Annotated in this window: 17 protein-coding genes; 12 read left to right on the top strand and 5 right to left on the bottom strand. The window is 40.0% G+C overall.

Annotated features, from left to right (window positions below):
- Window positions 1–620: 620 nt before the first annotated feature.
- Window positions 621–1,592: a Gfo/Idh/MocA family protein gene (locus AC07YT_RS14175; RefSeq protein WP_086549359.1), complete on the bottom strand. Its 972-nt coding sequence runs from the start codon at window positions 1,590–1,592 to the stop codon at window positions 621–623.
- 281 nt (window positions 1,593–1,873) lie between these two features.
- Between AC07YT_RS14175 and AC07YT_RS14170 the strand changes: the two genes are divergently transcribed.
- A complete protein-coding gene (locus AC07YT_RS14170) occupies window positions 1,874–2,071 on the top strand; it encodes a hypothetical protein (RefSeq protein ID WP_086546981.1) in 198 nt (65 codons plus the stop codon).
- Between the two features lie 9 nt (window positions 2,072–2,080).
- Here AC07YT_RS14170 and AC07YT_RS14165 read toward each other — a convergent pair whose 3' ends face one another.
- Window positions 2,081–2,743: an RNA polymerase sigma-70 factor gene (locus tag AC07YT_RS14165; RefSeq protein ID WP_086546980.1), complete on the bottom strand. Its 663-nt coding sequence runs from the start codon at window positions 2,741–2,743 to the stop codon at window positions 2,081–2,083.
- Between the two features lie 160 nt (window positions 2,744–2,903).
- Between AC07YT_RS14165 and AC07YT_RS14160 the strand changes: the two genes are divergently transcribed.
- From AC07YT_RS14160 to AC07YT_RS14145, 4 genes are all read left to right on the top strand, one after another.
- The gene (locus AC07YT_RS14160; RefSeq protein ID WP_086546979.1) at window positions 2,904–4,022 is read left to right on the top strand and encodes a FecR family protein; all 1,119 of its coding nucleotides are present in this window, start codon (window positions 2,904–2,906) and stop codon (window positions 4,020–4,022) included.
- A gap of 55 nt (window positions 4,023–4,077) precedes the next feature.
- Window positions 4,078–7,449, top strand: a complete 3,372-nt coding sequence (locus tag AC07YT_RS14155) for a TonB-dependent receptor (protein ID WP_086546978.1) — start codon at window positions 4,078–4,080, stop codon at window positions 7,447–7,449.
- Window positions 7,450–7,456: 7 nt separating this feature from the next.
- Window positions 7,457–9,163 carry a RagB/SusD family nutrient uptake outer membrane protein gene (locus AC07YT_RS14150; RefSeq protein WP_086546977.1) on the top strand — a complete coding sequence of 569 codons (1,707 nt, stop codon included), beginning with the start codon at window positions 7,457–7,459 and terminating at the stop codon, window positions 9,161–9,163.
- A 68-nt stretch (window positions 9,164–9,231) separates the two neighbouring features.
- Complete coding sequence (locus AC07YT_RS14145) at window positions 9,232–10,047, top strand: endonuclease/exonuclease/phosphatase family protein (protein ID WP_494945373.1); 816 nt, start codon at window positions 9,232–9,234, stop codon at window positions 10,045–10,047.
- Window positions 10,048–10,065: 18 nt separating this feature from the next.
- Here AC07YT_RS14145 and AC07YT_RS14140 read toward each other — a convergent pair whose 3' ends face one another.
- Window positions 10,066–11,019 (bottom strand): alpha/beta hydrolase, encoded by a 954-nt coding sequence (locus AC07YT_RS14140; protein WP_145954259.1) that lies wholly within the window; start codon window positions 11,017–11,019, stop codon window positions 10,066–10,068.
- Between the two features lie 194 nt (window positions 11,020–11,213).
- On the opposite strand from AC07YT_RS14140, the gene AC07YT_RS14135 reads away from it, so the two are divergent.
- From AC07YT_RS14135 to AC07YT_RS14105, 7 genes are all read left to right on the top strand, one after another.
- Window positions 11,214–11,462 (top strand): hypothetical protein, encoded by a 249-nt coding sequence (locus tag AC07YT_RS14135; RefSeq protein WP_494945372.1) that lies wholly within the window; start codon window positions 11,214–11,216, stop codon window positions 11,460–11,462.
- Between the two features lie 399 nt (window positions 11,463–11,861).
- Entirely contained in the window at window positions 11,862–12,458 is a 597-nt protein-coding gene (locus AC07YT_RS14130; protein WP_086546975.1) for an RNA polymerase sigma factor, read from the top strand.
- Window positions 12,459–13,143: 685 nt separating this feature from the next.
- Window positions 13,144–14,322: a FecR family protein gene (locus tag AC07YT_RS14125; protein ID WP_086546974.1), complete on the top strand. Its 1,179-nt coding sequence runs from the start codon at window positions 13,144–13,146 to the stop codon at window positions 14,320–14,322.
- Between the two features lie 135 nt (window positions 14,323–14,457).
- Window positions 14,458–18,024 (top strand): SusC/RagA family TonB-linked outer membrane protein, encoded by a 3,567-nt coding sequence (locus AC07YT_RS14120; RefSeq protein ID WP_086546973.1) that lies wholly within the window; start codon window positions 14,458–14,460, stop codon window positions 18,022–18,024.
- 34 nt (window positions 18,025–18,058) lie between these two features.
- The gene (locus AC07YT_RS14115) at window positions 18,059–20,005 is read left to right on the top strand and encodes a RagB/SusD family nutrient uptake outer membrane protein (RefSeq protein ID WP_086546972.1); all 1,947 of its coding nucleotides are present in this window, start codon (window positions 18,059–18,061) and stop codon (window positions 20,003–20,005) included.
- A 31-nt stretch (window positions 20,006–20,036) separates the two neighbouring features.
- Window positions 20,037–20,483 (top strand): DUF5018-related domain-containing protein, encoded by a 447-nt coding sequence (locus tag AC07YT_RS14110; RefSeq protein ID WP_145954258.1) that lies wholly within the window; start codon window positions 20,037–20,039, stop codon window positions 20,481–20,483.
- 143 nt (window positions 20,484–20,626) lie between these two features.
- On the top strand, window positions 20,627–21,622 hold the full coding sequence (locus AC07YT_RS14105; RefSeq protein ID WP_086546970.1) for a metallophosphoesterase family protein: 996 nt from the start codon (window positions 20,627–20,629) through the stop codon (window positions 21,620–21,622).
- 146 nt (window positions 21,623–21,768) lie between these two features.
- Here AC07YT_RS14105 and AC07YT_RS14100 read toward each other — a convergent pair whose 3' ends face one another.
- Both AC07YT_RS14100 and AC07YT_RS14095 read right to left on the bottom strand, forming a co-directional pair.
- The gene (locus AC07YT_RS14100) at window positions 21,769–22,896 is read right to left on the bottom strand and encodes a hypothetical protein (RefSeq protein WP_086546969.1); all 1,128 of its coding nucleotides are present in this window, start codon (window positions 22,894–22,896) and stop codon (window positions 21,769–21,771) included.
- Between the two features lie 206 nt (window positions 22,897–23,102).
- Window positions 23,103–24,926: a M60 family metallopeptidase gene (locus tag AC07YT_RS14095; RefSeq protein WP_086546968.1), complete on the bottom strand. Its 1,824-nt coding sequence runs from the start codon at window positions 24,924–24,926 to the stop codon at window positions 23,103–23,105.
- Window positions 24,927–25,063: the final 137 nt, after the last annotated feature.

Below are 25,063 nucleotides of genomic sequence, written 5' to 3'. Positions count from 1 at the left end.
ATTAAAACCCTGGCAGGTAAAAGTTACGAAGTGAAATTTTAAAAAGAATTTAGATCATCAAAAGGTTATTTTTATTTGGAACCGAAGAATTATTAATTAAACCATATAAGAAGTAGAAGGATATAAGTTCAGGGGTCTTATATTTTCTTACATTTCTTATATGGTAATGAATTTTATATTTAGCGATTGTCAACCTGAACGGAGTCGAAGGATCTGGTATGATGGAAAATGTAAGATGGATGATGGATGATGGTGTGCTTAGTCCTGAGCAAACCGAAGAATTATTAATTAAACCATATAAGACATAGAAGGATCATATAAGCTCAAGGGGCTTACATTTCTTATATGGTAATGAACTTTATATTTAGCGATTGTCATCCTGAGCGGATTCAAAGGATCTCGTATGATGGAAAATATAAGATGGATGATGGTGTGCTTAGTCCTGAGCAAATCGAAGAATTATTAATTAAACCATATAAGAGGTAGAAGGATCATATAAGCTCAGAGGTCTTATATTTTCTTACCTTTCTTATGTGGTTAATACCTTTTTGTGTCTTGCAAATTCCAAAAATGAAGTGTTAGTTCAGCCATTTATTTCCTTTTCCATAGCATCATAGCGCTTACTTCCGCGTAAAATCGTCCATTAACTTCATTGTAATTAAGGCATCTTCGCCACTACACGGATTTTGTCCTTTGCCTAAAAAGTAATCAACAACTTTTTCAATCATGGGTTGCTGCACATGCTGCAAAGGTTCAAATACAAATTCTGCTGTCTGATCGGTAGTAACCGTAATTTTATTGCCAAACATGGGGAAACTGATGTGGCCTTTTGAACCATAAATCACGCAAATATCGGCTTGATCTTGTGGGGCGACTGAGAAACACCAGGTACCGCTGAAAACAATGCCATTTTCGAAAAGGATATTTCCCGCAACCAGGTCATCAACCTCGGTGTTTTCCTGTTGCCTGGTAGCAATACCTATCGCATTTTTAACGGCACCGAAATAATAGGTCATCAGATCTAACTGATGCGGAGCCAGGTCATGAAATAAACCGCCACCAGAAATCGCTGGGTTAATCCGCCAGTTATCGGCTGTTTTGGCAATCAACGCAGGGTTGGGCGACTGGAGCATTTTTAACCGGACTAAACGGATATCGCCAATGCTGTGTGCAGCCAATAGTTCTTTAACTTTTAAGAACATGGGTTGGGCACGGCGGTAATGGGCTACGGAAAGTTTCACCTTTAACTGGTTAGCCGCATCAGTCATGCGTTGGGCCGCATCCGCATCTAAAGTCATGGGTTTTTCTACATATACCGGCTTGCCGGCTTTTAAGGCTTCAATGGTGTAAGCCTCATGCTGCAGGGGTGGGGTAGCAATGTAAATGGCATTAACCTCCGGATCGTTAATCAATTGAGTAGCATCATCATACCACTTAGGCACCTGATGTCGCCTGGCATAATCAGCAGCCTTCTCACCATCACGGCGCATTACAGCAACCAGTTTAGCATGGTTTACCTTATTAAAAGCAGGTCCGCTTTTTACTTCAGTCACATCACCACAGCCAATAATGCCCCATCTGATTTCTTCCATTGTATTATCGATTTGAAAGGCTGAATTTAGAAAATATTGTCTGGAAACCATGCCCGGCTGATCGAAAGCTTTGTAAAAAAGAAAAGGGATTCACTTTGGGAGTGATCCCTAATCAACTAACCAAACAAATCTATTCCGGAAACCACGCCGGAATCAATTTATAAACGAAAGAATTAGGAGATTGTTTTAACCGGTTTGTCTGTTTGGTGTATTTTTTTTTTTAGAAAGAAAAATAAGACCATTACCTGCAATTATAGCCGCCCTTTTTTTAGCTTTGTATTATGCAAAATCTTTCCAGGAAGCTTCAGATTGATCTCATAGAACTTAAAGCAAAATATGCCTTTATTATGGATGAGCTTGAAGTCACATTTGCTGATGCTTACTTATCTAAATTGCAGGCTAAACAACGCCTGGCCGAGCAGATGATGATCGAAATGGAAAGAATACTGACTGCGGAGGATGGTGAGCACGAAAATTAATCCATTAAGCTAAATGAGCGGGTACAACAACAGCGATTCAACAAGGAAATGAATATTTTTTTCTGCTGAAGGATTTTGTGCGGCATAAAAATAAACCAATCCACTAATAAAAAGATAGTTTTTGAGATTAACCCTCAGGTGATGAAGCGCAGCGGTGATCTGATTCTCGACGCTCCGTTTAGAAATATTAAGTTTCTCTGCAATTTCACCATTTGTTAAATTTTCTTCCCTGCTCATTAAGAAAATTTCCCTGCAGCGTTTAGGTAACATCCGTAAATATCCGCTAACCTGTGTTTTTAGTGCCGATACATTGAGCCATTCCTCAGCGTTATTAATGGCATAAGCCGATTCGTTTTCCAGATTTTCATCTGTAAAAATTACACTTCCGGCTAACTTTTTACTTCTGATGACCTTATACACATGATACCTTGCTGCGGCTTTAAGGTAACTTTTAAAATCCCTGATCTCGAGCACATCTCTTTTGAGCCATATATTGAGAAAAATATCCTGCACAATGTTTTCGCATGCCTGCTCATCCTGCAAATAGTGCGAGGCAGTAGCCATCAAAGTAGGGAAGTAACGGTCAAATAATATTTTAAATGCTTTTTGATTCCCGAATTTAATGGCCTCCCATAATTCGCACTCGTCTGCCGCTGGATGGATAGGTTTCATTTATGCAAAGTTCATTGATCAAGATAAAGAATTTGTTAAGCTAATATAAATATTTTGAACGATACCTTAATTCTTTACCAGGTTAGGCTGGTTAAATATTTTTTTAAAAAATTAAGTGTGTTTAAGCAGAGTTGTGGCTCTATGATGAAAAGCGCTTCGCATGACAAAACAGGAATATATTATTCTCTATCAAAAATCACTTCAGGGAAAGTGTACACCAGAAGAAATAGAAAGCTTAAATGCTTATGAAGATGATTTCGAACTGATTGAAAGTACAAAGCCGGGTGGCGAGCAAGCCGAACGCCTGTTCTTACAGGTCATGGAAAGGGCTGGTGAACGCAAGCATGTTAAACCATTTACACTGTTTACGAAGATCGCTGCAGCAGCTGCAATATTGATTTTTATTGTCTCGGCAGTTTTTTATTTCAATACTAACCCTAAAAGTAAGCAGCATGCGGTGGTATTAAACCATGCAAAAACAATCAAACCTGGTTCAGATAAAGCCATACTCACACTTGGTAACGGACAACAGATTGTACTCAATAATGCGGCTCAGGGACAAATAGCTTCCGAAAGTGGTACTGCCATCAATAAAACCGCTGATGGAACATTGGCTTATGATGTTATTTCCGATGCATCAGAAGAAGTGGTACTGAATACAGTATCCATTCCAAGAGGGGGGCAATATGCTTTGGTGCTTCCTGACGGATCTAAAGTTTGGTTAAATGCCGCCAGTTCCATTCGCTTTCCAACTCGGTTTACCGGTAACAGTCGTGAGGTAGAGCTTGATGGCGAGGCCTATTTTGAAGTAGCCAGGAATAAACAAATGCCTTTTTATGTAAAAACACAGGATATGAAGCTAAAGGTACTCGGTACACATTTTAATATGATGGCCTATAAAGACGAAGCTTTTATCAAAACAACGCTATTGGAAGGAAAAGTGATGCTTACATCAGCTTCAGCAGTTACCTATCTTAAACCTGGCGAAGAAGGGGTTTTATTTGAAAACAAGTTTACGGTGAATAAAGCAGATATAGAGCAGACCATGGCCTGGAAGAACGGCTATTTTGTGTTTAATGAAGAAAATTTATCATCAGTGATGCGCAAAATTTCGAGATGGTACGACATCGATATTGTATACAATACCCATAATAACAAGTTATCATATACAGGTTCGGTTTCGAAGTTTAAAGATATTTCTGAAGTACTAAAAGTGCTCAGTCTTACAGGAACGGTAAAATTCAATATTGCAGAAAGGAGGGTAACTGTTATCAACTAAATTTTTGCCCTAAACAACAAAACGGATTAACCACCCACTAAACAAACCATACAAAATGAATTTTTTTTATTTAAAAAGAACCAGGCTAAGTTCCATGTTTCAGCCACTTAAGGTGATGCGACTAACGATAGCCGTACTATTAATCTTCTGCGTCCAGGTAAGAGCATCCCTTTATGCGCAGAAGATAAACTTCTCGCTAAAAGGAGCTTCATTGAAAGAAATTTTTCAGGAAATTAAAAAGCAGAGCGGATATGATTTTTTATACAACAACGAAATGATCGGTGAGGCCGGAACTTTCAATGTTACTGTAAAAGATATGACCATACAGCAGGTAATGGACAAGAGTCTTGAAAATTTGCCGCTTAGTTATGCCATAGAACAGCACACCATAGTCATTACCAAAAAAGCCCTGCCGCAAAAGCTTGATATTAAGGGAACCGTTACTGATGAAACCGGAACGGGAATACCTGGTGCAAGTATCGTAAACGAAAGTTCTAAAAAAGCAGTGTCATCTGATGATACGGGCCGATTTAGCATTGTAGCTTTTCCTGGCGATAAAATAAAAGTGCGGATGGTAGGTTATGAGGACTATAACTTCACCATTGGAAATCAAACCACTTATAGCATCAGTTTAAAACCCTCAACTGTTGGGCTGAATGATGTGGTTATAGTAGGTTATGGAACGCAGCGCAAAGCAAATGTAACGGGAGCCATATCGCAGGTTGACGCCAAGGTACTGGCAGACCGGCCTATTACGGCAGTTTCTACAGGCTTGCAAGGTACCATTACCGGATTGACCACTATTGGCGGTAGCGGACAACCAGGCGCTACACATTCGGCATTAAGGATAAGAGGAACAGGAACCACCAATAATCCAAATCCTTTTGTGCTGATTGATGGTGTACCAGGTGATATGAACTGGATTAATCCTGATGATATTGAAAGCGTAACCGTGCTTAAAGATGCAGCATCTTCATCAATATATGGCTCCAGAGCAGCAAACGGTGTAATTTTAGTGACCACAAAAAAAGGTAAGTTTAATCAGAAGGCCATTATTTCATATAACGGTTATTATGGTTTTCAAACACCTACCCGTTTGCCTAAAATGTTAGGTTCGGTTGATTACATGACACTGCTTGGCGAAGCACAGATCAATGCAGGCCTTCCAAAATCGTACACAGATGCACAGATTGAGGTCGCGCGGAATGGTTCTGATCCTAATTATTTTGCCAACACCAACTGGACAGATGCACTGATTAAAGATTATGCTCCACAACAGAACCACAGCATTAACGTACAGGGAGGAAGCAGCGATTTTAATTATTATTTTTCTTACGGAAGAGAAAACCAGGATGGCCTGATTGCCGGCGATCAATATAAGTTTGCAAAAAACAATGCCAGGGTAAAGCTGTCAGCATTAAAGCTCCTTTCCCTGCTGGATGTTGATGTGAATCTGGGCTATTTAGACCGTAACCAAAACCAGCCTGCTGCCGATACGGAAGGCGGCGGAGGTGCTATTTATACAGCATTTACCAGCTCGCCATTAACACCTGTTCGCTTTACTACGGGGACCTGGGGTTACGGCGGTGGATCCAGTAATCCTTTGGCTATTGCTACCGATGGTGGTTTCAATAATTTTTTCTCTAAAGAATTTACCTCCAACATTACCGGAACCCTGCATGTACTAAAAGGTTTGGATATCAAATCGCAGTATGGTTTAATTGCCAGTTCTCAAAAAAGAAGGACATTTAACCGAAGGATCGATTATTTCAATCCAGCCACCAATGCCATTATTTACACCACCAGTCCGAACAATTCGCTGAGGGAAGTTGCCACGACTACGACCTTGCAAAATTTCTCCATGCAGGCGGATTATACCCTTAATTTAGGCGAACACCACATTAAACTGCTTGGTGGTTATCAGCAAGAAACTTACCGTTTTGATGCTTTTACGGCTGCTAAAACCAACCTGGTTAGTGATGATGTACCGGTGTTGAATATTGGATCATTAAATCCAACGGCAACCGGAGATGCTTATCAATATGCCTTACAGTCACTTTTTTCGAGGGTTAATTACGATTATGCCGGAAAATACCTGGTAGAATTTAATATGCGCTACGATGGGTCTTCGCGATATGCACCTGGAAAAAAATGGGGCGTGTTCCCTTCAGTTTCTGCGGGTTGGCGGTTTAGTGAAGAAAGTTTTATAAAAGACAATAGCCGCGACTGGTTTAGCGATGGTAAAATCCGCGCTTCCTATGGTTCATTAGGTAATCAATACGGAGCAGACGGACCAGCTTATTCTGAGTGGTATCCATATATTAAAGTGTTAACCAGTGTGGGGACCATGCCAATAGGTAATATCCTGACTACTGGTTTTGCACAAACGATACTCTCTAATCCATTGTTAAGATGGGAAAAAGCCACGATGCTTAATGTTGGTTTGGACCTGGCTTTTTTTAACAACCGACTTACTTTTACCGGAGATATCTTTAACAAAAAAACGGTAGATATACAACTTAAAGTGCCACAACCTGACGTAATTGGCCTTACCGTTCCTGATCAGAATGCAGGAGCCATATCAAACAAAGGATATGAATTGAGTTTGGGTTGGAACGATAAGATCGGAAACTTTAAATATGGCATTACCGGGCAATTTTTTGATATCAAAAATACCGTTACCGATTTGGGCGGTGTTCCACCAACCATTGGCGACAGGATCCGTCAGGTAGGGCAACCGCTTGATGCTTTTTATGGTTACCGCACAGATGGTTTAGCTCAGGAGGCTGATTTTACCAAAGATGCTGCGGGCAAATACGTACCAAAGTTTCCAATCTTTGCTGCAGATGCGGGTAAAGTAGCCCCTGGCGACCTTAAATACCGTGATTTAAATGGCGATGGTTTGATTAGTGCCGATTTAGACCGCGAGGTAATTGGTGATGCTTATCCCCGGTATAATTATTCTTTCAGGTTAGATGCGGCCTATCATAATTTTGATCTGAGTGTGTTTTTACAAGGGGTAGGCATGGCAAATGGTTATATTACCGGAGTGGGTTTACACGCTTATAATGCCGATGCTGCATTTCCTCAGGAAGTACACATGGATAGGTGGACCCCACAAAATACAGGAGGTTCATACCCACGTTTCGTATATAAAGATACCCGAAACACCGGAAGATTGGCCGACTATTGGTTACAGGACGCAGCTTATTTAAGGGTAAAAAATCTACAGCTGGGTTATACTATCCCTGGAAATTTCTTGCAGAAAATTCATATAGATAGGCTAAGGGTTTACGCTTCGGCTGATAACTTGTTTACCGACACCAACTTCTTTTATGCTTACGATCCCGAATCGCAGGCAACCAGTGGCGGATTATATCCTCAGGTTAAAACATTCATTTTCGGTCTTTCGATTAAGTTAAAATAAACCAACCATGAAAAATCAAAATCAATATATCAACAGCCGCAGATCATTTTTAAAAGCAACGGGTCTGTTGGGCGGCGCTGCACTGATTCCATCCTTTTTCTTAGCCAGTTGTAAAAAAGGATTTCTTGACCGCGAACCGCTGGATTCGGTAACCGATATCAGCTTCTGGAAAACGGAAGAACAGCTAAAACTGGCTGCGAATGCCTGTTACAGCAATTTAAGAAACAATAATACCATCGCCATGGAAAACATGGGCGACAATACCATTTACCCGCCAAATTCAGAATATCAGGCCATTTCTGCAGGTAATTACGATTTTACCTCTGGTACCTTAAACTCCGAATGGGTAAATTTATATGCGGCCATCAGGCGTTGTAACCATTTTCTCGAAAATTATACCAAAGCCACCAATATCAGTGCCACTGCTTTGGCGCAGTATGCAGGCGAAGTAAGGTTTTTGAGGGCTTTTATGTATACTTATCTGATCTTCCTTTTCGGCGATGTGCCGTTACTCTCCAAAACACTCGATATTGGTGATGAAGAAGTATTTGGTCCGCGTAATAAAAGGGCAGAAGTGCTCGAATTTGTTTTTGCCGATTTAGATGCAGCTGCGGCAGGCCTTCCAACGGCTTATACTGCAGCAGACCTTGGCCGTATTACCAAAGGAGCCGCATTTGCCTGGAAAGCCAGGGTAGCACTCTTTTTTGAGAAATGGAGCATTGCCGAAGCTGCCGCTAAATCAGTAATGGACTTAAATGTTTATCAGCTATATACAGCCGGTGGTACAGCCAAATGTTATAACGACCTTTTTACCTACAAAGGAAAATTAGCCGGAGGAGCCAACAAAGAAACCATTTTAGCCAGACCGAATGTTGCCGGGGTAAGTGTGCACAACACCAGTCGCGAAATCCAGGTGCCCGATCAAACGAGTCGCTACTCGCCAACCAAATCCTTGGTTGATGCTTATTTATGTATCGATGGACTTCCGATAGATAAATCACCATTGTATAGCGAAAGCACTTATGCCGATATCTTTAAAAATAGGGATCCACGCATGAACCAAACGATATTAACACCTGGTGGAGCCTGGGGTGGACAAGATGATGGTGATGCCGATGCCACTACAAATCCGATATTTAACACGCCTAAATGGAATGCCGATAAAAAGGGTTGTATAACCGGAACCGGATTTTACTTTAGCAAATACGTAGAAGTTGCTGCTGTAGGTACAGTAAGCCAGGATTCGAACGATATCCATCATATCCGTTATGCTGAAGTGCTGCTTACTTTTGCAGAGGCCAGGTTGGAGCAAGGTACACTTACCCAAACTGATATTGATAATACCATTAATAAATTGCGCGATCGTGTGGGGATGAAGAGAATGGTAATTACCGAACTTGCAGCGGCCGGATTGGATTTAAGAACCGAAATCAGACGCGAAAGAAGGGTTGAACTGGCACTTGAAGGACAGCGTTATTATGACATCCTCCGCTGGAAACAAGGCGATTTATTGGCCCAGGATGTAAAGGGCATGAAGAAAAGTTTGGTTGAAAGCTTTAATCAGCAATATGTAGCCACCATTGCGACAGATGCCAATGGGTATTTTGTGGTAAACACCGGTAGAAAATTTGTTGCGCCTAAAAATTATCTCTGGCCAATTCCAATTACCCAACTACAACGTAATCCGGTACTGGGGCAAAACCCAGGCTGGTAGCTAATATAAGAGGCTGTGTCATTAAAATTTTATGATACGGCCTCTTTTTATTTATTAATTTAACCGATATGAAATTATACTCTTTTTTAATATTAAGCATTTGCCTTTTGGGCGCATGTTCACCCAGGATCAGCAAACAAGCTGAATCAAAGCACAGTAATGTACTGCGTGTAATGTCTTATAACCTTCACCATTGCAATCCGCCATCAAAAGAGAAAGAAGGCCTTATTGATGTTGATGCCATTGCCAAAGCGATAGCACAGCAAAAACCAGATCTGGTGGCCTTACAGGAAGTGGATGTGAATACCAAAAGATCAGGAAGTATTAACCAGGCCGTGGTTTTGGCTACTAAATTAAAGATGAATTTTTATTTTGGTAAAGCAATTGACCATGATGGGGGCGACTATGGCGTAGCCATTTTATCACGTTTTCCTTTATCTGCACAACAAACTTTTATGTTGCCTAAAAATAACGATGCCAAAGCAGAACAAAGGGTTTTAGCCATTGCAACTGCCGAAATTGCCAAAGGCGTTTTTATCCGTTTTGCTTCTACCCATCTTGATGCCCAACGTCCGGAAGATAACCGCATCCTTCAGGCTAAAGAGATCAATCGCTTAACCGCACAGGAAACCTTACCACTAATTGTTGCAGGTGATTTGAATGCCGATCCAGGTTCAGAAAGCATCAAGATATTCGATTCGAATTTTACCAGAACCTGTAGCGATTGTGGTTTTACCATTCCTGTGATTAACCCACGCAAAACAATTGATCATATTGCTTTTAAAACCGGAAATCCTTTTCAAGTGGTTTCGCACGAGGTTATTCCTGAACGATACGCCTCAGATCATTTGCCTATCGTTGCAGTGCTCGAACTGAAAAAATAGCGAACCACTCCATTTACGCTACCTCTTTTTCAAAGCAGGAGGTATGCTAAAGCTGGGTTTTTTGTCTGCATCTTTAAAATTTACTTCCATAAAATAGCGCTTTTGTTTAAGGATGTAATTTTCAATAAACCACAAAATATCAGGCAGGTTTTCCACCATTGGGGTACCTGCTATTTCGTGCCCCATACCTTGTACATACTGAAAGTAATACGGATATCCGTTTTTGCTGAAGGTATGTGCAAGATACTTAGAGCCAAAAAAGCCCCGGTTCAGCAACCTCACTTTATTATAGGGAACAAGTTTATCGGTTGTGCCATGAAAAAACATGGTAGGTGCTGGGGGTATAACATATTTGGGTGCACCATGATAACTTAGTATGGCTCCTGCAAAAGAAATTACACCTTTGTATTGAAAATGCGGTGGAAGTTTAACCGACAAGGCTGTGGCATTCCGCTTGTTATAGTCGGCATGCAGTGCCGTAATTGCGCCCGCACTTGATCCCGATAGGATAATCATCGCAGTATCAATGCCGAGCTCTTTTGCATTTCTGATGAGGTATGCTGTTGCATCGAAAACATCTGTTGTAGCGGTATCAATAGCGGCTTTTAAATTAGAAGTATTAAATGGACTCGGAAATTTCTTTCCTTTAAGGCCAAGTCTATAGTCAACAGAAACCACTTTAAATCCTTTCGCCAATAAAGTGTTAAAATATTGATCAAATAACTTGCTATCTCTGCGGCCCATTACAAAACCTCCCCCAAATACAAAAAGAACTGTTGGCTTAGTTTCCGTTATTTTACCACTGTAATAAATATCTAACTTTAGTGTAGCTGAATCAGTTTGCGCGAATATTTTAGTGTCTACACGATATTTTTTATCCTTGAGTACAATTTGCGCTATTGCAGATACGGAGCTGAATAAAAGTGCCAGAAACAGCAGGCTTAGCGGATATACTTTGTTATTGGGCATCATCTGTTTTTTAGGAAGAGGTTCGCTACCGGCCAATCGGGCCGGCTTTGATTGCTTAGCTAATTTATTGCATTTTCAGTTCAAGTGCAATTAAATACATGATATTCAATGACCGTAATTTCTTTTAGCGTAAAATACTAATTTCTTAATAAGTTAATATGAATGCGCTGATAAGTTAAAACGCTTTATCTTGCTTTGTGGCAAAAGAATTAATGATGCAAAATAATCAGGTAAAAGTGAGTCCGGATCTACAGCAGTTTATTGACCAGTTTGAGCCCAGCAAATTTAAACTCATGTCGGGTGGAATAGAAATCAGGGGAATAAACGATATGCAAAGAAATATTGCGCAAGCCAGAGCAATCATAGAAAGATTAAAACTCCGTCTGATTGTTTCGCATAATGCCGAAATGCTTAGCTATCGTGGCTTTGAAGTAAATAATCTATAAGCCTGACAGACCTTTTTTAATATTCAATTTTACGGTTTACCTCACGGTTCCGATCCGATGATCTGGTATCGGTCATTACTTTGTGCAAGAGCTGGTAAAGCTTTATGTGGTTTTGTTATTTCTTTGATTAGTCGTTACTTACCTTTCTTTTTCTCAAATACTTTCCAGTTTTTATCAGAACCGGTATTAAAATTTGGTAACTAAAAATTAACAGGAATTTATTTATATCATAATAAACATAGTTTAGTTTTGCTAAACAAATAAAAAGTTCTAATTTTAATCACTTCTACCAAATAAAATTTTTTATATGCAAAAACATGTGTAATAAACAATTGCTTTAACGCCCCTCATAAAATTAAAGTGGATTAAAAATAATTTTTTAAGTGGCTAGCTTTTAACATGATGAAAACTAATGAGAAATTTTCTGACGCTGATTTAATTGCCCAACTGAGGTTAGGTGATGAAAACGCATTTACTGAAATTTATCGCAGATATTGGGAAGTTCTGCTCAACACAGCATACCAGCGCTTACGTTCGAAAGAAGATGCGGAAGAGGTGGTGCAGGAAATATTTGTTAATCTCTATTTTCGCCGCAATGAAATAGATCCAAAATCTACGCTGGAGGCTTATCTTAAAACAGCGCTTAAGTTTAAAGTAATCGATACCTATCGTTTGCAACAGCTACACTATAAACATATCGACAACCTGATTGCAGAAACAAACCTTTCACCGGTATTGCCTGATCATCAGTTGGAAAGCAAGGAGTTTAAAACACTTATACTTTCTGCCTGCAGTAAATTACCCGAAAAATGCAGGGAAGTATTTATGATGTTTAGATTTGAAGAACTGTCGCATCAGGAGATTGCCCGGCGTGCGGAGATTTCGGTAAGCACGGTAAAAAAACATCTTCATAAAGCCATGCTTTTCCTTAGAGAGGAGTTTAAAGGCAGCAGAACCTATCTGATGATTGCCTGTTTGCTTTTTTTATCTAAATAAATTGATTGGTCTTTCCGTTAGTGGAAACCATGTACTCTCAGGGCAATGGTTTTAGTTTATGCAATTTATTTTTTGAGGTTGTATCATAAATGTAGACTTGTCATCCTGAGAAATAATTTATTTATAAAAATCAATATTAGTAGTGATATATAATTGATTTCTTTTGCCATACACCACGGTCTTGCCTCGGCTCGCCGCCGCCGAATGGCTCTTTTTTTTTGGCATCAAAAAGAAACAAAAAATGCCGGCTGAAAATTTTTCTTTTGAAGCCAGCTGTGTGGCCAGAACAATGTAGCCCGAAAAATTTGTTAGGCCGGATTTAAGTAGAACGGGGATACCGTGCTATGGCCTGGCTGGATGGAAATACGAAGTAGTTAAAGTACTGATTAATAATTGTTTATAAAATAATGTCATTGATAGCTTGGCGAATGATCTGTTTAAATATGCTTTAAGGTGTTTGGACAGTCCTTTGGACAACATGATAGCATATGGGCTGAAATCGGCTTTATGATATGCCATCTTTTTAATAGCAAATTTATTCGTTACATAAATTTATGGACGCTGACTCCTTAGTGATTCAGTTTTAATTAAATTTATTGTGTTGTAAATCAGTTTATTGTATTTTATTTTGAATTTATTTTAATTTCCTGTAGAACCTTTTTGCTTTTGCTCCGAATACTGTTATATGAGCAAGAATCAAAACACGTTCGATGAGCATTTGCTGGAAATTATGACCAGGTTCAAAAATGGAAAGGCTACACCCGCCGAAATCCAGGAAATTGAACTTTGGTACGAAAACCAGTCTTCGAATGAAGGTTATACCGATCACATGTCGGCTGATGAACGTTCGGAAACCGAACGGAAGATGTTATTGCGGATTAGCGACAGCATCAAATCAGAGTCAACTCCAGCCATAAAGCTTTATCCAAATCAATGGTTAAAAACATTTGCAATAGCTGCGGCCATGCTGCTGGTCATTGGTGCTTTATTTTATTTTAAATCAGGGGTACAAAAAACAGATCAAAACAACCTCGTTGTAGCCAAGGCTAACGATGTGGCTCCGGGGAGTAATAAGGCAATTTTAACGCTTGCAAACGGTAAAAAGATCAGTTTAGCCGGTTTAACCAACGGCCAGATCGCCAGTCAAACTGGAATTCGGATTTCTAAAACAGCCAACGGTCAGCTGGTTTATGAAGCAACTGCAACTACCGCATCAAAAGGGCTAAAACCAGAGTTTAATACGATTGAAGTGCCCGTGGGCGGACAGTGGCAGGTCATTCTTCCGGACCATTCTAAAGTTTGGTTAAACGCCCTATCGAGTATAACCTATCCAATACACTTTATCGGTAATGAAAGGGAGGTGAAAATTTCTGGTGAAGCCTATTTCGAGGTTGCGCATAACGCGAAGATGCCTTTTAAAGTGCATGCGGGTAGTCAGGTAGTTGAAGTATTAGGTACACATTTTAATGTGATGGCCTATGCAGAAGACAAAGTCATTAAAACAACGCTTTTAGAAGGTTCAGTAAAAATTTCGGAGGGAAAAGTAAGCAAGTTACTTGTTCCGGGAGAACAGGCCCAGGTAAATGCGGGAAAAATTACCGTAACCAATGATATCGATATGGAAGATGTAGTGGCATGGAAAAATGGTTATTTCAAATTTGATGATAACCTCGAAACCATTATGACAAAAGTAGCTAAATGGTATGATGTTGATGTCGTTTATCAAACTAAACCCGATCCGAATAATGTTTACGCAGGCAAAGTTTCGCGTGCTAAGAATATATCTTCCTTATTGAAAATCATAGAGTTTAACGGCGACGTACATTTTAAAATAGAGGGAAGGAGGGTAATTGTGACGAAATAATGGCGACAACTGTGGTAAACCAAAAAATGGCCAAAGGTGTTAGCGCACCTCTGACCGGATGTTGAGTTACCCATTCCGACAAGTCGGAATAAAATTTAACGAAGAATCAATCCGAAACCCAACAAATCCAAATTTATGAATTTAAACTTACATAATAGGTATGGAGGTAACTGCCATGCCCTTTACAAAATTCTGCTGGTGATGAAAATGATAACATTTTTATTGATAATAACCATTATGCAGGTTAGTGCGAGCACTTTCGCCCAAAAAATAACCCTTAATAGAACCAATGCGTCCCTATCATCAATTATCGATGAAATCCGAAATCAGAGTAATTATGATTTTTTTTACAATAAGAAGATCGTAAAACAAGCCAAACTGGTGAGCATTAATGTTAAGGATGCTTCCCTTGATGAGGTATTAAAAATCTGTTTTAAAGATCAGGCATTAGCCTTTGAGATCACCGATAAAACCGTGCTGATCAAAGGAAAAGAAATAAAGTTTAATTTTTTTAACCCCATTCAATTGCCTGCCGAAAAAATTACAGGAAAAGTAGTCGATGAAAACGGTAATCCCATACCTGGGGCGAGTATAACCGAAAAAGGCTCGAAGAATGTAACGCAAACAAATGGAAACGGTAACTTCATCATCGAAGTAAAAGATAAAGCGGCTGTATTGGTGATATCTTTTATTGGTTACCAAACCAAAGAAGTTGTAGCGGGTGCAGTAAATGGCTCAATTTCACTTAGCCCGAGCCAGGAAGTTTTAAACGATGTGGTGGTAACTGCCTATGGTAAAGTTAAAAAGAGTAGCCTTACCGATGCTGTTCAAACCATAGATGGAAAGGCCCTTGAAAATAGACCTATCCGTACAGTAACCGATGGTTTGATTGGTTTAGCTCCCGGACTGAACATCAGGATGCCAAGTGGTGCGCCTGAAGCTAATCCTTCCATAAATATCAGAGGTTTTACATCAATTAACAGTACCGGTGCACCATTAATTTTAATTGACGGGGTTGAAAGACCCATTCAGGACGTTAATCCTAATGATGTAGAAAGCGTTTCCTTTTTAAAGGATGGGGCATCAACAGTTATCTACGGATCGAGAGCGCCTTATGGTGTATTATTGATTACCACAAAAAGCGGTAAAGAAGGAAAAGTATCAGTGAACTATACTACTAATTCTAAAATCGGTCAAATGGTGCTTGCCCCAACGCAGCCCAATTCGCCTGATTGGGCAAGGTACATTAACATTGCGCAGCGTAACGGGCAGCCTAATGGAACGGGTACAGATGGCGTTGATGCGGTTACCATTGCACGGATGGAAGCCTGGCTAAGACAAGACTGGAATGATCCGTCGTTTAATGCATTAAGAACTCAATTTGGTGATAAAGCACAACAGTATATTGAAAATGGGCAGTTTCCAAGTGGCGATGCCGGTTTTAAAGGCTGGACCAGAGAGCAGTCTTTTGCAACTACAAAGCTTTACGATACCTATTTCAATAACCATGATTTCAGTCAGCAACATAATTTAAATTTTAGTGGAGGAACTGATCGGGTTAACTATTTTTCAAGCTTTGGTTATAATAATACCAAAGGTCTACTAAAAGGTGATTTAAATTTCAATACCCGATATAGCTTTCAAACCAAGCTTAAATATAAAGCTGCAGACTGGCTGGACCTGAGAACAGATATCAATTATGCGAGGCAGGCCAACCAAGGTCCCAACTATACCGGAAACGGCGGTGACATAGCCAATTATGACGCTATTTTCTCCAGCATGATGCAGTATTTTGCTACACCGTTAAGAGTTCCATCTGGAAATGCATATTCGTGGATCCTGGGCGCTGCAAGCATTTTAGGTGATGGCGGACTTATCAACAATACCAGAAATGATATTGTGCTTAGCGGTGGAGCAACAGTAAAGCCTTTCAAACATTTCGAAATTAATGCAGATTACTCAAGAAGACAGAGCTTTACCGAATACTCTAAAGTAACAAAGGTTGTTTATACCGAACTGCCTGATGGTACCAAAATCCAAAACAACCGCTCGGCAAATTTGAGCAGTATTAGTAAAACAAATGGCGTGCTGGGCTATCAGATGGCTAAATTAAGTGCCCAGTATAGTAATTCGTTTGCACAAAAACATAATTTTTTAGCACAGTTCGGTGTTCAAACCGAAGAAACTGGCTTTAAATCTTTATCGGGTAGCAAAACGGATTTATTTGCGCAGGATGTTTCAGAATCACTTAGTACTGCAGCCAATAATCCTACTGCAAGCGATAGTATGTATCAATGGAGCACCCTAGGTTTTTATGGCGTAATTACTTACGATTATCTTGAAAAATATTTTGTAAAGCTTGCCGGCAGAAGTGATGCCAGTTCGCGATTTGCGAGTAAATCTCGCTGGGGCTATTTCCCTTCATTATCAGGAGCATGGAATGCAGCAAAGGAAAATTTCTGGCCTTTAAAAAACATCATTTCAGAATTTAAGCCTCGTGTTTCCTGGTCAACTTCTGGAGATTTAAATGCCTTTAAAAAAGATGGTGTTACCCCTGAATATTACACTTATTTGCCAACTGTACCCACCACCGTTAATAAAAATCTTCTTTTAGGCGGGACATATGCTAATGTCGCATCAACTCCTGATTTAGTGACCTCAGAATTAACCTGGGCAAAACCAACCGTTTTAAATATTGGTGTGGATATCACTGCGCTAAAAAACAGGCTTAATGTAACCTACGAATGGTACCAGCGCACTGTAATTGATCAAATTGGCCCTGTTGACCCACTTCCACAGGTATTGGGAACTGATGCCCCAAGAAAAAACAATGCCGTTTCCGAAACCCGTGGCTGGGAACTCTCGGTAGGATGGAATGATCAGTTTCAGGCCGCAGGCAAACCTTTAAACTATTCGCTTAAATTTAACATGAGCGATTATATCGGTTACGTTACCGAGTACAATGCAAATAAAACAGGTATTGTAAGTGGTGTTTGGACACCCGGTGAACAATTTGGACAAAACTACGTGTATGGTGTAAAAGGTATTGCGCAAAACGCGGGTGATTTGAGAACAGGAACCTTAAGCGGAACCTATAACTACCCTGGATACATCATGTACAACGATGTTAATGGTGATGGTTACATCAATTCTGGCAACGGTGGTTTTTGGTATAGCAGGGGCGATGTCATTAAAGACGGGTTTAATTATCCACGCAAGAGTTATTCCATACTACCAACTGTTTCCTGGAATAATTTTACTGTCTCAGCAGTGTTAGAAGGGGTAATGCAATGGCGTGTTTATAACGATACCGAATGGGTGTGGGGGACTAAAGCAGGTGCCGATTTAGCTTATTTCTATACCCCTGCATTTAAAGAAAGTACCGATTTAGGCTATTGGAGTCCAGGTAATACAGATGCTTTTTTCCCTGCATTTAATACTGGAAGAGGATCAGCAACCGATAAATATTCGTTAAACCTGGCCAATTTAAGGGTAAGAAACGTTACGCTTGCTTACGATCTCCCTCAGAAATGGGTGAACAAAGTTAAACTGAAAAAGGTTAACGTTTATTTTAGTGGCGAAAATCTGGGATTCATTTACAATAAATCCTTTATCAAATATGATCCCGAGCTTTTAAGAAATGGTGTAAATGGTTATCCGCCACTACGCTACTATTCAATGGGATTAAACATCAACCTATAACTAATCGATCACTTCATACATAAATATAATCGAGATGAAAGCTTACATTAGTAAATCAAGCAAAATCGCACTTGCGCTCTTTGTAATGATGTGTTTTGTGGCCTGTAAGAAAAATTTTTTAGATACAACTCCGCTGGATGCTGTAAATCCAAATGATTTTTTTAAGACTGCAACCCACCTGCAAATTTTTGTTAACGGATTTTATGGCCGCTTAGCACCACAATATAATACCCAGGGCGGTACGGGTACCCCAACCGGTGGCAACAGTAACCTGGCGCTGGATGCCAATTCAGATATGATGATTGTACAAACAACAGCTACCAGTAGTTTATACAGATGGGATGCGGTTTCGGTCGCGCCCGATGCCAATAGCAGCTGGTCTGGAGGTTATGCAAATATCAGATCAGATAACTATTTCCTCAAATATGCCAATCTTAATGCAGAAAAAACAGATGCGGCCAACCATTACATTGGTGAGGGATACTTTTTCAGGGCATGGGATTATTTCAGCTTACTTAGAAATTTTGGCGGTGTGCCCATTGTTACAGAAGCCTTAAATGACAATGACCTCGACAAGTTATACCAGCCAAGGGCTTCGAGATATGATGTTGCGAAACAGATTATCGCAGATTTGGATTTAGCTATCGCTAAACTAAACTGGAAAGGAGAAGGTCAGGCCGCAATTGCAGGAAGAGTAAATAAAGAAGCCGCGTTGATATTAAAAGCTAGGGTTGCATTATACGAAGGCACCTGGGAATATTACCATGGTAAAAAAACGACTGCTTATGCGATGGCTGGTAAAAATGGTGTCGAGTTTTTAGAAATGATCGAGCCCACAGTTTTACAGCTGATCAACAGGAATGGCACAAAGATATTTACTGGTGCGGGCGATAAAACAATTGCATACAATCAGCTTTTTGCACAAAAAAATGCAGCAAATATTGATGGTGTTTTTCTTTTTAAGGCTTATGATGCCGCTTTGCTTGCATTGAGTCACAATTTCTTTTTCAAGATTTTAGATTCTGGTCCTTCTATTACCGACCACCTGGTTGATATTTATTTAAACAAGGATGGAACACCACAGGTTTTTCCAGCAAATTATACCAATACGCTGAATCAGCTCGGTAATACTTTAGATCCCAGGTTTAAACAAACGGTGTGGACGCCAGATCGTGGTCCCCTTAATCAATTGGCAGGCAGAGGAGGAGACGGCGTACCGTTCAGGTACCCGGTAATTGCTTCGCAGGCACCATATACTTCCATCGGATTTACTTCAACCGGATACCGGAATTTTAAAGGTGCGGTATTGGCACAAGAGGCCACAAAAGGTGAAACAGATGATATCCTGATGCGCTACGAAGAAGGTTTATTGGCTTTAGCCGAAGCCAAAGCTATATTAGGAACAATTAATCAAACCGATATAGACAAAACAGTAAACCTGATTAGAAGCCGGGTAGGCATGACACCCTTAAATATCAATACCATTACGCCGGGAACATACCGCGAGGATCTCGGATTCGATCCTACTGCAACGCCTGTTTTAAATGAAATCAGAAGAGAGAGAAGTGTAGAGTTTGCTCTTGAAGGTTTTAGACTGGATGATTTAAAAAGATGGGCCGTATACGAAAAGGTAATTAACGGCTATCAGCCAAAAGGGGCCTTATTACAGGAGTTTCTTGATTATTTCAATCGTACGCCAGCCCAGGTTACTTTGGATAACGGATCAGACCCAGCATTATATAGCCAAATCAGGAAAGATGGTTATACGCTTAACGAATTTAGTCTGGTTGTGGGTAGCAATGTAGACAGATTTGCCAATGGAAGAATGAACCCTTATTTTAAAGTGGCCGATTTTAAGGCAGGGGGAAGAGGGCTCTACATTAATCCGGGAAGAGATTACCTAAGTGCTATTCCGCTTCAGCAGATAAAACTTTATCAGGCAAATAATGCAACGCTCAGTCAAAATCCGGGTTGGAATTAATTCATTGTTGGTATTAATTAAATTATTAAAAATGAAACATAAAAATATATTGTATAGCCTGATGTTAATGAGTTTATTCATGTTATCGGCTTGTATGAAACCAAGGGTAGAATTAGATGATACTCAGTGGGGCGATAATGCCAATATTACCACGGCACAATTATTCAAATACGACGAGGTTAAGAATCAGTTAGGTTATGGAGAAGTAGTAACTGGTTATCAAACAACAGGTATTACGACAACCTCTAATGTGGTAGATAAGGGCCAGGCTACCGTAAGAATTGTTGCCGTAAAAGGAACCGACCTTACTAAAGTAGGTATCAGGTTTACGCACTTTGCAAAAACAATAGAGCCAATGAACGGCGCACCGGTGGCAGGTATCATTGCCGATTTTTCTAAAGGCCAGTTTACCTATAGGCTGCATTCTGCAGATGGGACTATACGCGATTGGACCATTTTGATATCAGTTGCACCTTAAGCTACTGAAACCAAATGCCAGGCCGGAAAAATTTCTGCCTGGCATTTTCACCTTTAAATAAAACAGTTTGAATACAGTGAGGCTAAACTTGTCAAGAATTCAGGTCTGGTCGAACCGATTATTAAAAACAATACGCTAAAACAATGAAAACATTAAATAGAAGGGCGTTTATCAATGGCATATTTGCTACGGGTATCGTTTTACAGATCCCCGATACGGCGCTTGCTATGTTTGCGAATAAAGCAAAACCAGTAAAAGTAGGGATCATCACCGATCTTCATCAGGATGTGATTCACAATGGGAGCGAAAGATTAGATGCCTTTTTAGCGCACACTAAAAAAATCAATCCCGATCTGATCCTACAAATGGGCGATTTCGCTTATCCTAATGAAAAAAATAAAGAACTGATTGATCGGTTTAATAACGCACACCAAACAGCATTACATGTTATTGGTAATCATGATACAGACAATGGGCACACCAAAGAACAATGTTTGAGCTATTGGAAAATGCCATCAAGATATTATACCAAAGAAATAAATGGGGTGTGTTTTATTATTTTAGATGGAAATGATAAGGGCTCGCCAACACGCAAAGGCGGCTATCCAGCCTACATTAATGATGAGCAAAAACTCTGGCTGCAACAGCAACTAAAACAAATCGATAAACCTATTATTATAGTCAGCCACCAGCCACTAGCGGGAGCCATGGCGGTAGATAATGCGGCAGAAATACAGGAAATATTAAGTGCAGCTTCGGATAAAATATTGCTGGCCATAAATGGCCATACGCACATAGATTGCCAGCTTTTTATCAAAAACATCAACTATGTCCACATTAATTCGGCCTCTTATTTTTGGGTTGGAGGTAAATACAAACACAACAGTTATTCAGAAGAAATTCATAAAAGCCATCCGTGGATATCCAGTACCTGTCCTTACGAGGATGCTTTGTTTACTTCTTTAACAATCGATCCTTCATCAGGCACGATGCATATCGAAGGCCGAAAAAGCAATTGGGTAGGTCAATCGCCTGAAGCGCTAAATTATGTAGACGACGCAAAATTAAGGCCTGGCCAGGAGATTGCACCTAAAATAAGCAAAAGGAAAATCGTTGTCGGCCCAAAAATGAAAAAATAATACTGAGCCAGCGTGCTTTCCACTGTTTATTAAAATAAAAAAGGGTAACAATTTTTGTTACCCTTTTCATTACAGTAAATCTTCTAAAAGGCATAACCGGGCAGGCTTATTTATTAAACGACCTTTCGTAATTGCCTGATATGAAGTTAATGAATACACTCTAAACCGCTATCAATTGCTTTTCGTGCACTTGTTGCTGGTTTAGCTGCTGGAATATCATCAGGTTTATAATAATTGTTTGTTCTTATCGGAAAATCGCCTGCTGCATTCATCACATCCTGTCTGGCCATAAATACAGGTACATTGCCTCTGTTGTTTTGAGGGTAAGTCATCGATGAACTGTGGCTATAACCCAGAACATGTCCCATTTCGTGAAATGGTGTGCTGTAACTTTTGGTCATATAATTTAAGGTAAGCCAGTCTGGCATACCAAATGTACTTCCGCCACCAAGTCCCGATACTTTACGGGTATCAGTTAAACCGCAATTGATTTTTGTACGTGTTTGTGCTTTAATCCAATCAGCTTCCTTTTCAGCAGTCGTAAGCGGGGTTGTCCCATCATTGCCGATAACGAGTTCATTCACGATACTGCTTCGCATGGTATCATCGGTATACATGTAAGCAAAATTGATCATAAAACCGGTAAACATCCTGAACTGTTTCGCTGTTGGTTCGTCCAGCCAGTTGTTGTCTTCATTTTGAGGATCAAAATCATGCATTTTAGGCTGCCATTTAATTATATTCAATTTTTTGAGCTTCGTAATCAATGGGGTAGTGCCTGTAAATTCAAAACTAATATCAGCTGGATTAATGCCAATGGTTTTATAGGCGGATAGATCTACGGTATTATTGTTAACGTCGAGATATTCAGTTTGACCGGAGATAAAGGGATATTCCATTTGTTTAATTCTATGCCCTTTAATGGTTCCGATATGGAATAACTGAATTTTTTGTGGCTGACCTTTAATCGACACCAGAATTGTGGCATCAGTGATATCAACAGGTGCAAAATTAGCTACTTCGATCGTGGTATTGTTTAGGGCCACGATACGCAATACATTATTTACATTAAATCTCCGACTTTCGCTGGTCATGGTAGACATTTCTTCGCCATCTTCGAACATCAGTTCTGCAGCAGAAGCGCCTGTAAAAGAGTAGTCAGGTATGGTTGGACCTGTTTCTAAGGGTTCAAGCTCCTTTTTAGAACAGGCCGCCGTTATTAAAACAAGGCTAAATAAAGTGAGTTTTTTAAATGAGTTAATTGTTGTTTTCATTAATGATATTCAATAGGTAAATAATGGTATCAGATGTTTTTAATACTGCGAATATAAATCAAAAAGGCAATGGGTAAAGTGGTAAAATAAAAAGAGGCTGTATCATAAATTAATGTCATTAGTTGAAATGCTTTGAGCGGCATTTAAACAATTCCTTCGACAGGCTCAGGATGACATGCTATATTATGATACAGCCTGTTAAGTGCTTAGTTGTATAAACCTAACTCTGCCAGCGATGCAAACTGCAATCCGTCTTGCGCAGAGGTGGCAATTACTTTAAGGTACCTTAAGGTTTTGGTACTGCCAAATGCAAAATATTGTGCGCCGGCAACATTTTGAGCTACATAATTATTTACCGATGTGAAAGTGATATTATCGGTACTGGTTAACACCTGAAAGTTTTTAATCGCCCGGCTCAAGCCGCTTCTTTGCACTAAACTTAATCCGTTTGCCGATTTTGAAGAACCCAGATCGATAACCACCTGATGCGGATAACTTGTTGGAGAAGTAGTCCAGCGTGAGTGCCAGAATGTACTGTAACTTCCATCAATTAAAGTGGCAGCCCTGCCATTAATAGCACCCTCGCCACTGGTTTCTTCAGAGCTGAAAGAATTGATGCTCCACCCGGTTTTACTTAATTCGGTTAAAGGTGCAACGTTGTCTTGCAGGGTAGAAGGATCGGTGCTTGGTGCAGGTAAACCCAAAGCGGCCATATCAGCATATATTTGGGTAGTAGCTGCCGGAGTCGATAAATTCAATCCCCATTTCTGGAAGAAGTTACTTAAGTTTTTGCCCGATATACTGCAAGCTTTTAGCATGAAATAACGCAACCTGGCATCGTCATTAGCTAGGGTTGGATTTTCAACACGCATGTTTTTGGCGAGGGTTCTGTAAAAGTTATCGCCATAAGCCAGGGTTAATTGCTGGAACATGCAAAGCCTGATGAACAGATCGGTTAAAGGATTGGCATAACTTGCTGATCCGTTATAATCTTTGGTTCCGGCAGGTTTTCCTAAATAGGTAAAAGCTTTTGGCCACACCCCATCATTTACGAGCCTGTTGATAGATGGTGTAAGTGTGCGTTGCACATATAAACTGTAAAGATTTACCGTAACCTCACCCAAAGCGCCCCAACGCCACATCATTTGGTGCTGGTGACCCAGTTCGTGCCATAAGCCCCAGCCATTGGTACCTACTGCGCTTAAAGTTAAAATGGCATTCACATCTGAAGTAATATAAGCCGTGCGGTAATCGTAAGCGAAAAAATAATAGGCCGGATCTTCATGCTGTGTTAAAAGATAAGTATGCACATTTTTAGCATGGGCAGGTAATGAGTTGTCTAAGCCATTCAAATCATCTTCCAGCGCAATAACCTGTGTAATTTTATTCAATATAGCGCTCTGATCTTCTGCCTGGTACTGTATGGCTTTAGTTCGTGATACGACGATAAAACAATTGGTGCCTTCTAAAACAACATCGGGCGTGGTGTAGGTTTGTAATTGGTTAATCCAGTCTGAATTTGTAGTCACACCAAGTTTGTAATAGGGCGCATAGGTATAGCCGCTATTGAAAGTTAACTTAGCGGTTGATCCGGTGGTCGAGTTGGTGTACCTGATCCACAATAAGCCGCCAACAGCATTACTAATGGTATTGGTGCCTGCGGTTAACTGTACAACGGTGGGCTGGGTATTCCAGGTGCCATACCGCGAGTAGGTGCCAATTAATAATTTAGGCAAACGGGTTCCTGCGGTTTGCTCTACAGTGATATCTAAAGTAGCACCTGGAGCCATGTATAAGCCGGTTGCTGTAAAATCGGTTAAATAGTATCCATTTTTTAAACGATCTCTTTCAATTGATGCATTAATTTTTTCGGTAACATTAAAAACATTGGTTTGCGTGAGGGATTGTACACTGACACCACTCATGGTTTTTTTAGTGTTTACAACTTCATCTTGTAATACGGCTGCTTTTTTACAGGCTGTGAGCCCTACAATAGCCGAAACGGTTAAGAGTAATAGTTTCTTTTTCATTTTTTAGGTTTTGGTAAATATTTGGTTATAGTGAGCCATATTCCAGCAATGGATTATGGTGATCATTCGTTTTGTAATATTTAGTTAGCCAGTTTAAATCCTAACACAGCTGGATGAAAGTCTGTGTAAAACCTCAA

Source organism: Pedobacter sp. GW460-11-11-14-TSB4, from assembly GCF_059423705.1.
The sequence above is the reverse complement of the archived record's forward strand: the minus strand, read 5'-3'. Positions and strand labels throughout refer to the sequence as shown.

Bases quoted from the DNA above. Each gene is read 5' to 3' on its own strand.
- AC07YT_RS14175 (WP_086549359.1), bottom strand. From the start codon at position 1,592: ATGGAAGAAATCAGATGGGGCATTATTGGCTGTGGTGATGTGACTGAA.
- AC07YT_RS14170 (WP_086546981.1), top strand. From the start codon at position 1,874: ATGCAAAATCTTTCCAGGAAGCTTCAGATTGATCTCATAGAACTTAAA.
- AC07YT_RS14165 (WP_086546980.1), bottom strand. From the start codon at position 2,743: ATGAAACCTATCCATCCAGCGGCAGACGAGTGCGAATTATGGGAGGCC.
- AC07YT_RS14160 (WP_086546979.1), top strand. From the start codon at position 2,904: ATGACAAAACAGGAATATATTATTCTCTATCAAAAATCACTTCAGGGA.
- AC07YT_RS14155 (WP_086546978.1), top strand. From the start codon at position 4,078: ATGAATTTTTTTTATTTAAAAAGAACCAGGCTAAGTTCCATGTTTCAG.
- AC07YT_RS14150 (WP_086546977.1), top strand. From the start codon at position 7,457: ATGAAAAATCAAAATCAATATATCAACAGCCGCAGATCATTTTTAAAA.
- AC07YT_RS14145 (WP_494945373.1), top strand. From the start codon at position 9,232: ATGAAATTATACTCTTTTTTAATATTAAGCATTTGCCTTTTGGGCGCA.
- AC07YT_RS14140 (WP_145954259.1), bottom strand. From the start codon at position 11,019: ATGATGCCCAATAACAAAGTATATCCGCTAAGCCTGCTGTTTCTGGCA.
- AC07YT_RS14130 (WP_086546975.1), top strand. From the start codon at position 11,862: ATGATGAAAACTAATGAGAAATTTTCTGACGCTGATTTAATTGCCCAA.
- AC07YT_RS14125 (WP_086546974.1), top strand. From the start codon at position 13,144: ATGAGCAAGAATCAAAACACGTTCGATGAGCATTTGCTGGAAATTATG.
- AC07YT_RS14120 (WP_086546973.1), top strand. From the start codon at position 14,458: ATGAATTTAAACTTACATAATAGGTATGGAGGTAACTGCCATGCCCTT.
- AC07YT_RS14115 (WP_086546972.1), top strand. From the start codon at position 18,059: ATGAAAGCTTACATTAGTAAATCAAGCAAAATCGCACTTGCGCTCTTT.
- AC07YT_RS14110 (WP_145954258.1), top strand. From the start codon at position 20,037: ATGAAACATAAAAATATATTGTATAGCCTGATGTTAATGAGTTTATTC.
- AC07YT_RS14105 (WP_086546970.1), top strand. From the start codon at position 20,627: ATGAAAACATTAAATAGAAGGGCGTTTATCAATGGCATATTTGCTACG.
- AC07YT_RS14100 (WP_086546969.1), bottom strand. From the start codon at position 22,896: ATGAAAACAACAATTAACTCATTTAAAAAACTCACTTTATTTAGCCTT.
- AC07YT_RS14095 (WP_086546968.1), bottom strand. From the start codon at position 24,926: ATGAAAAAGAAACTATTACTCTTAACCGTTTCGGCTATTGTAGGGCTC.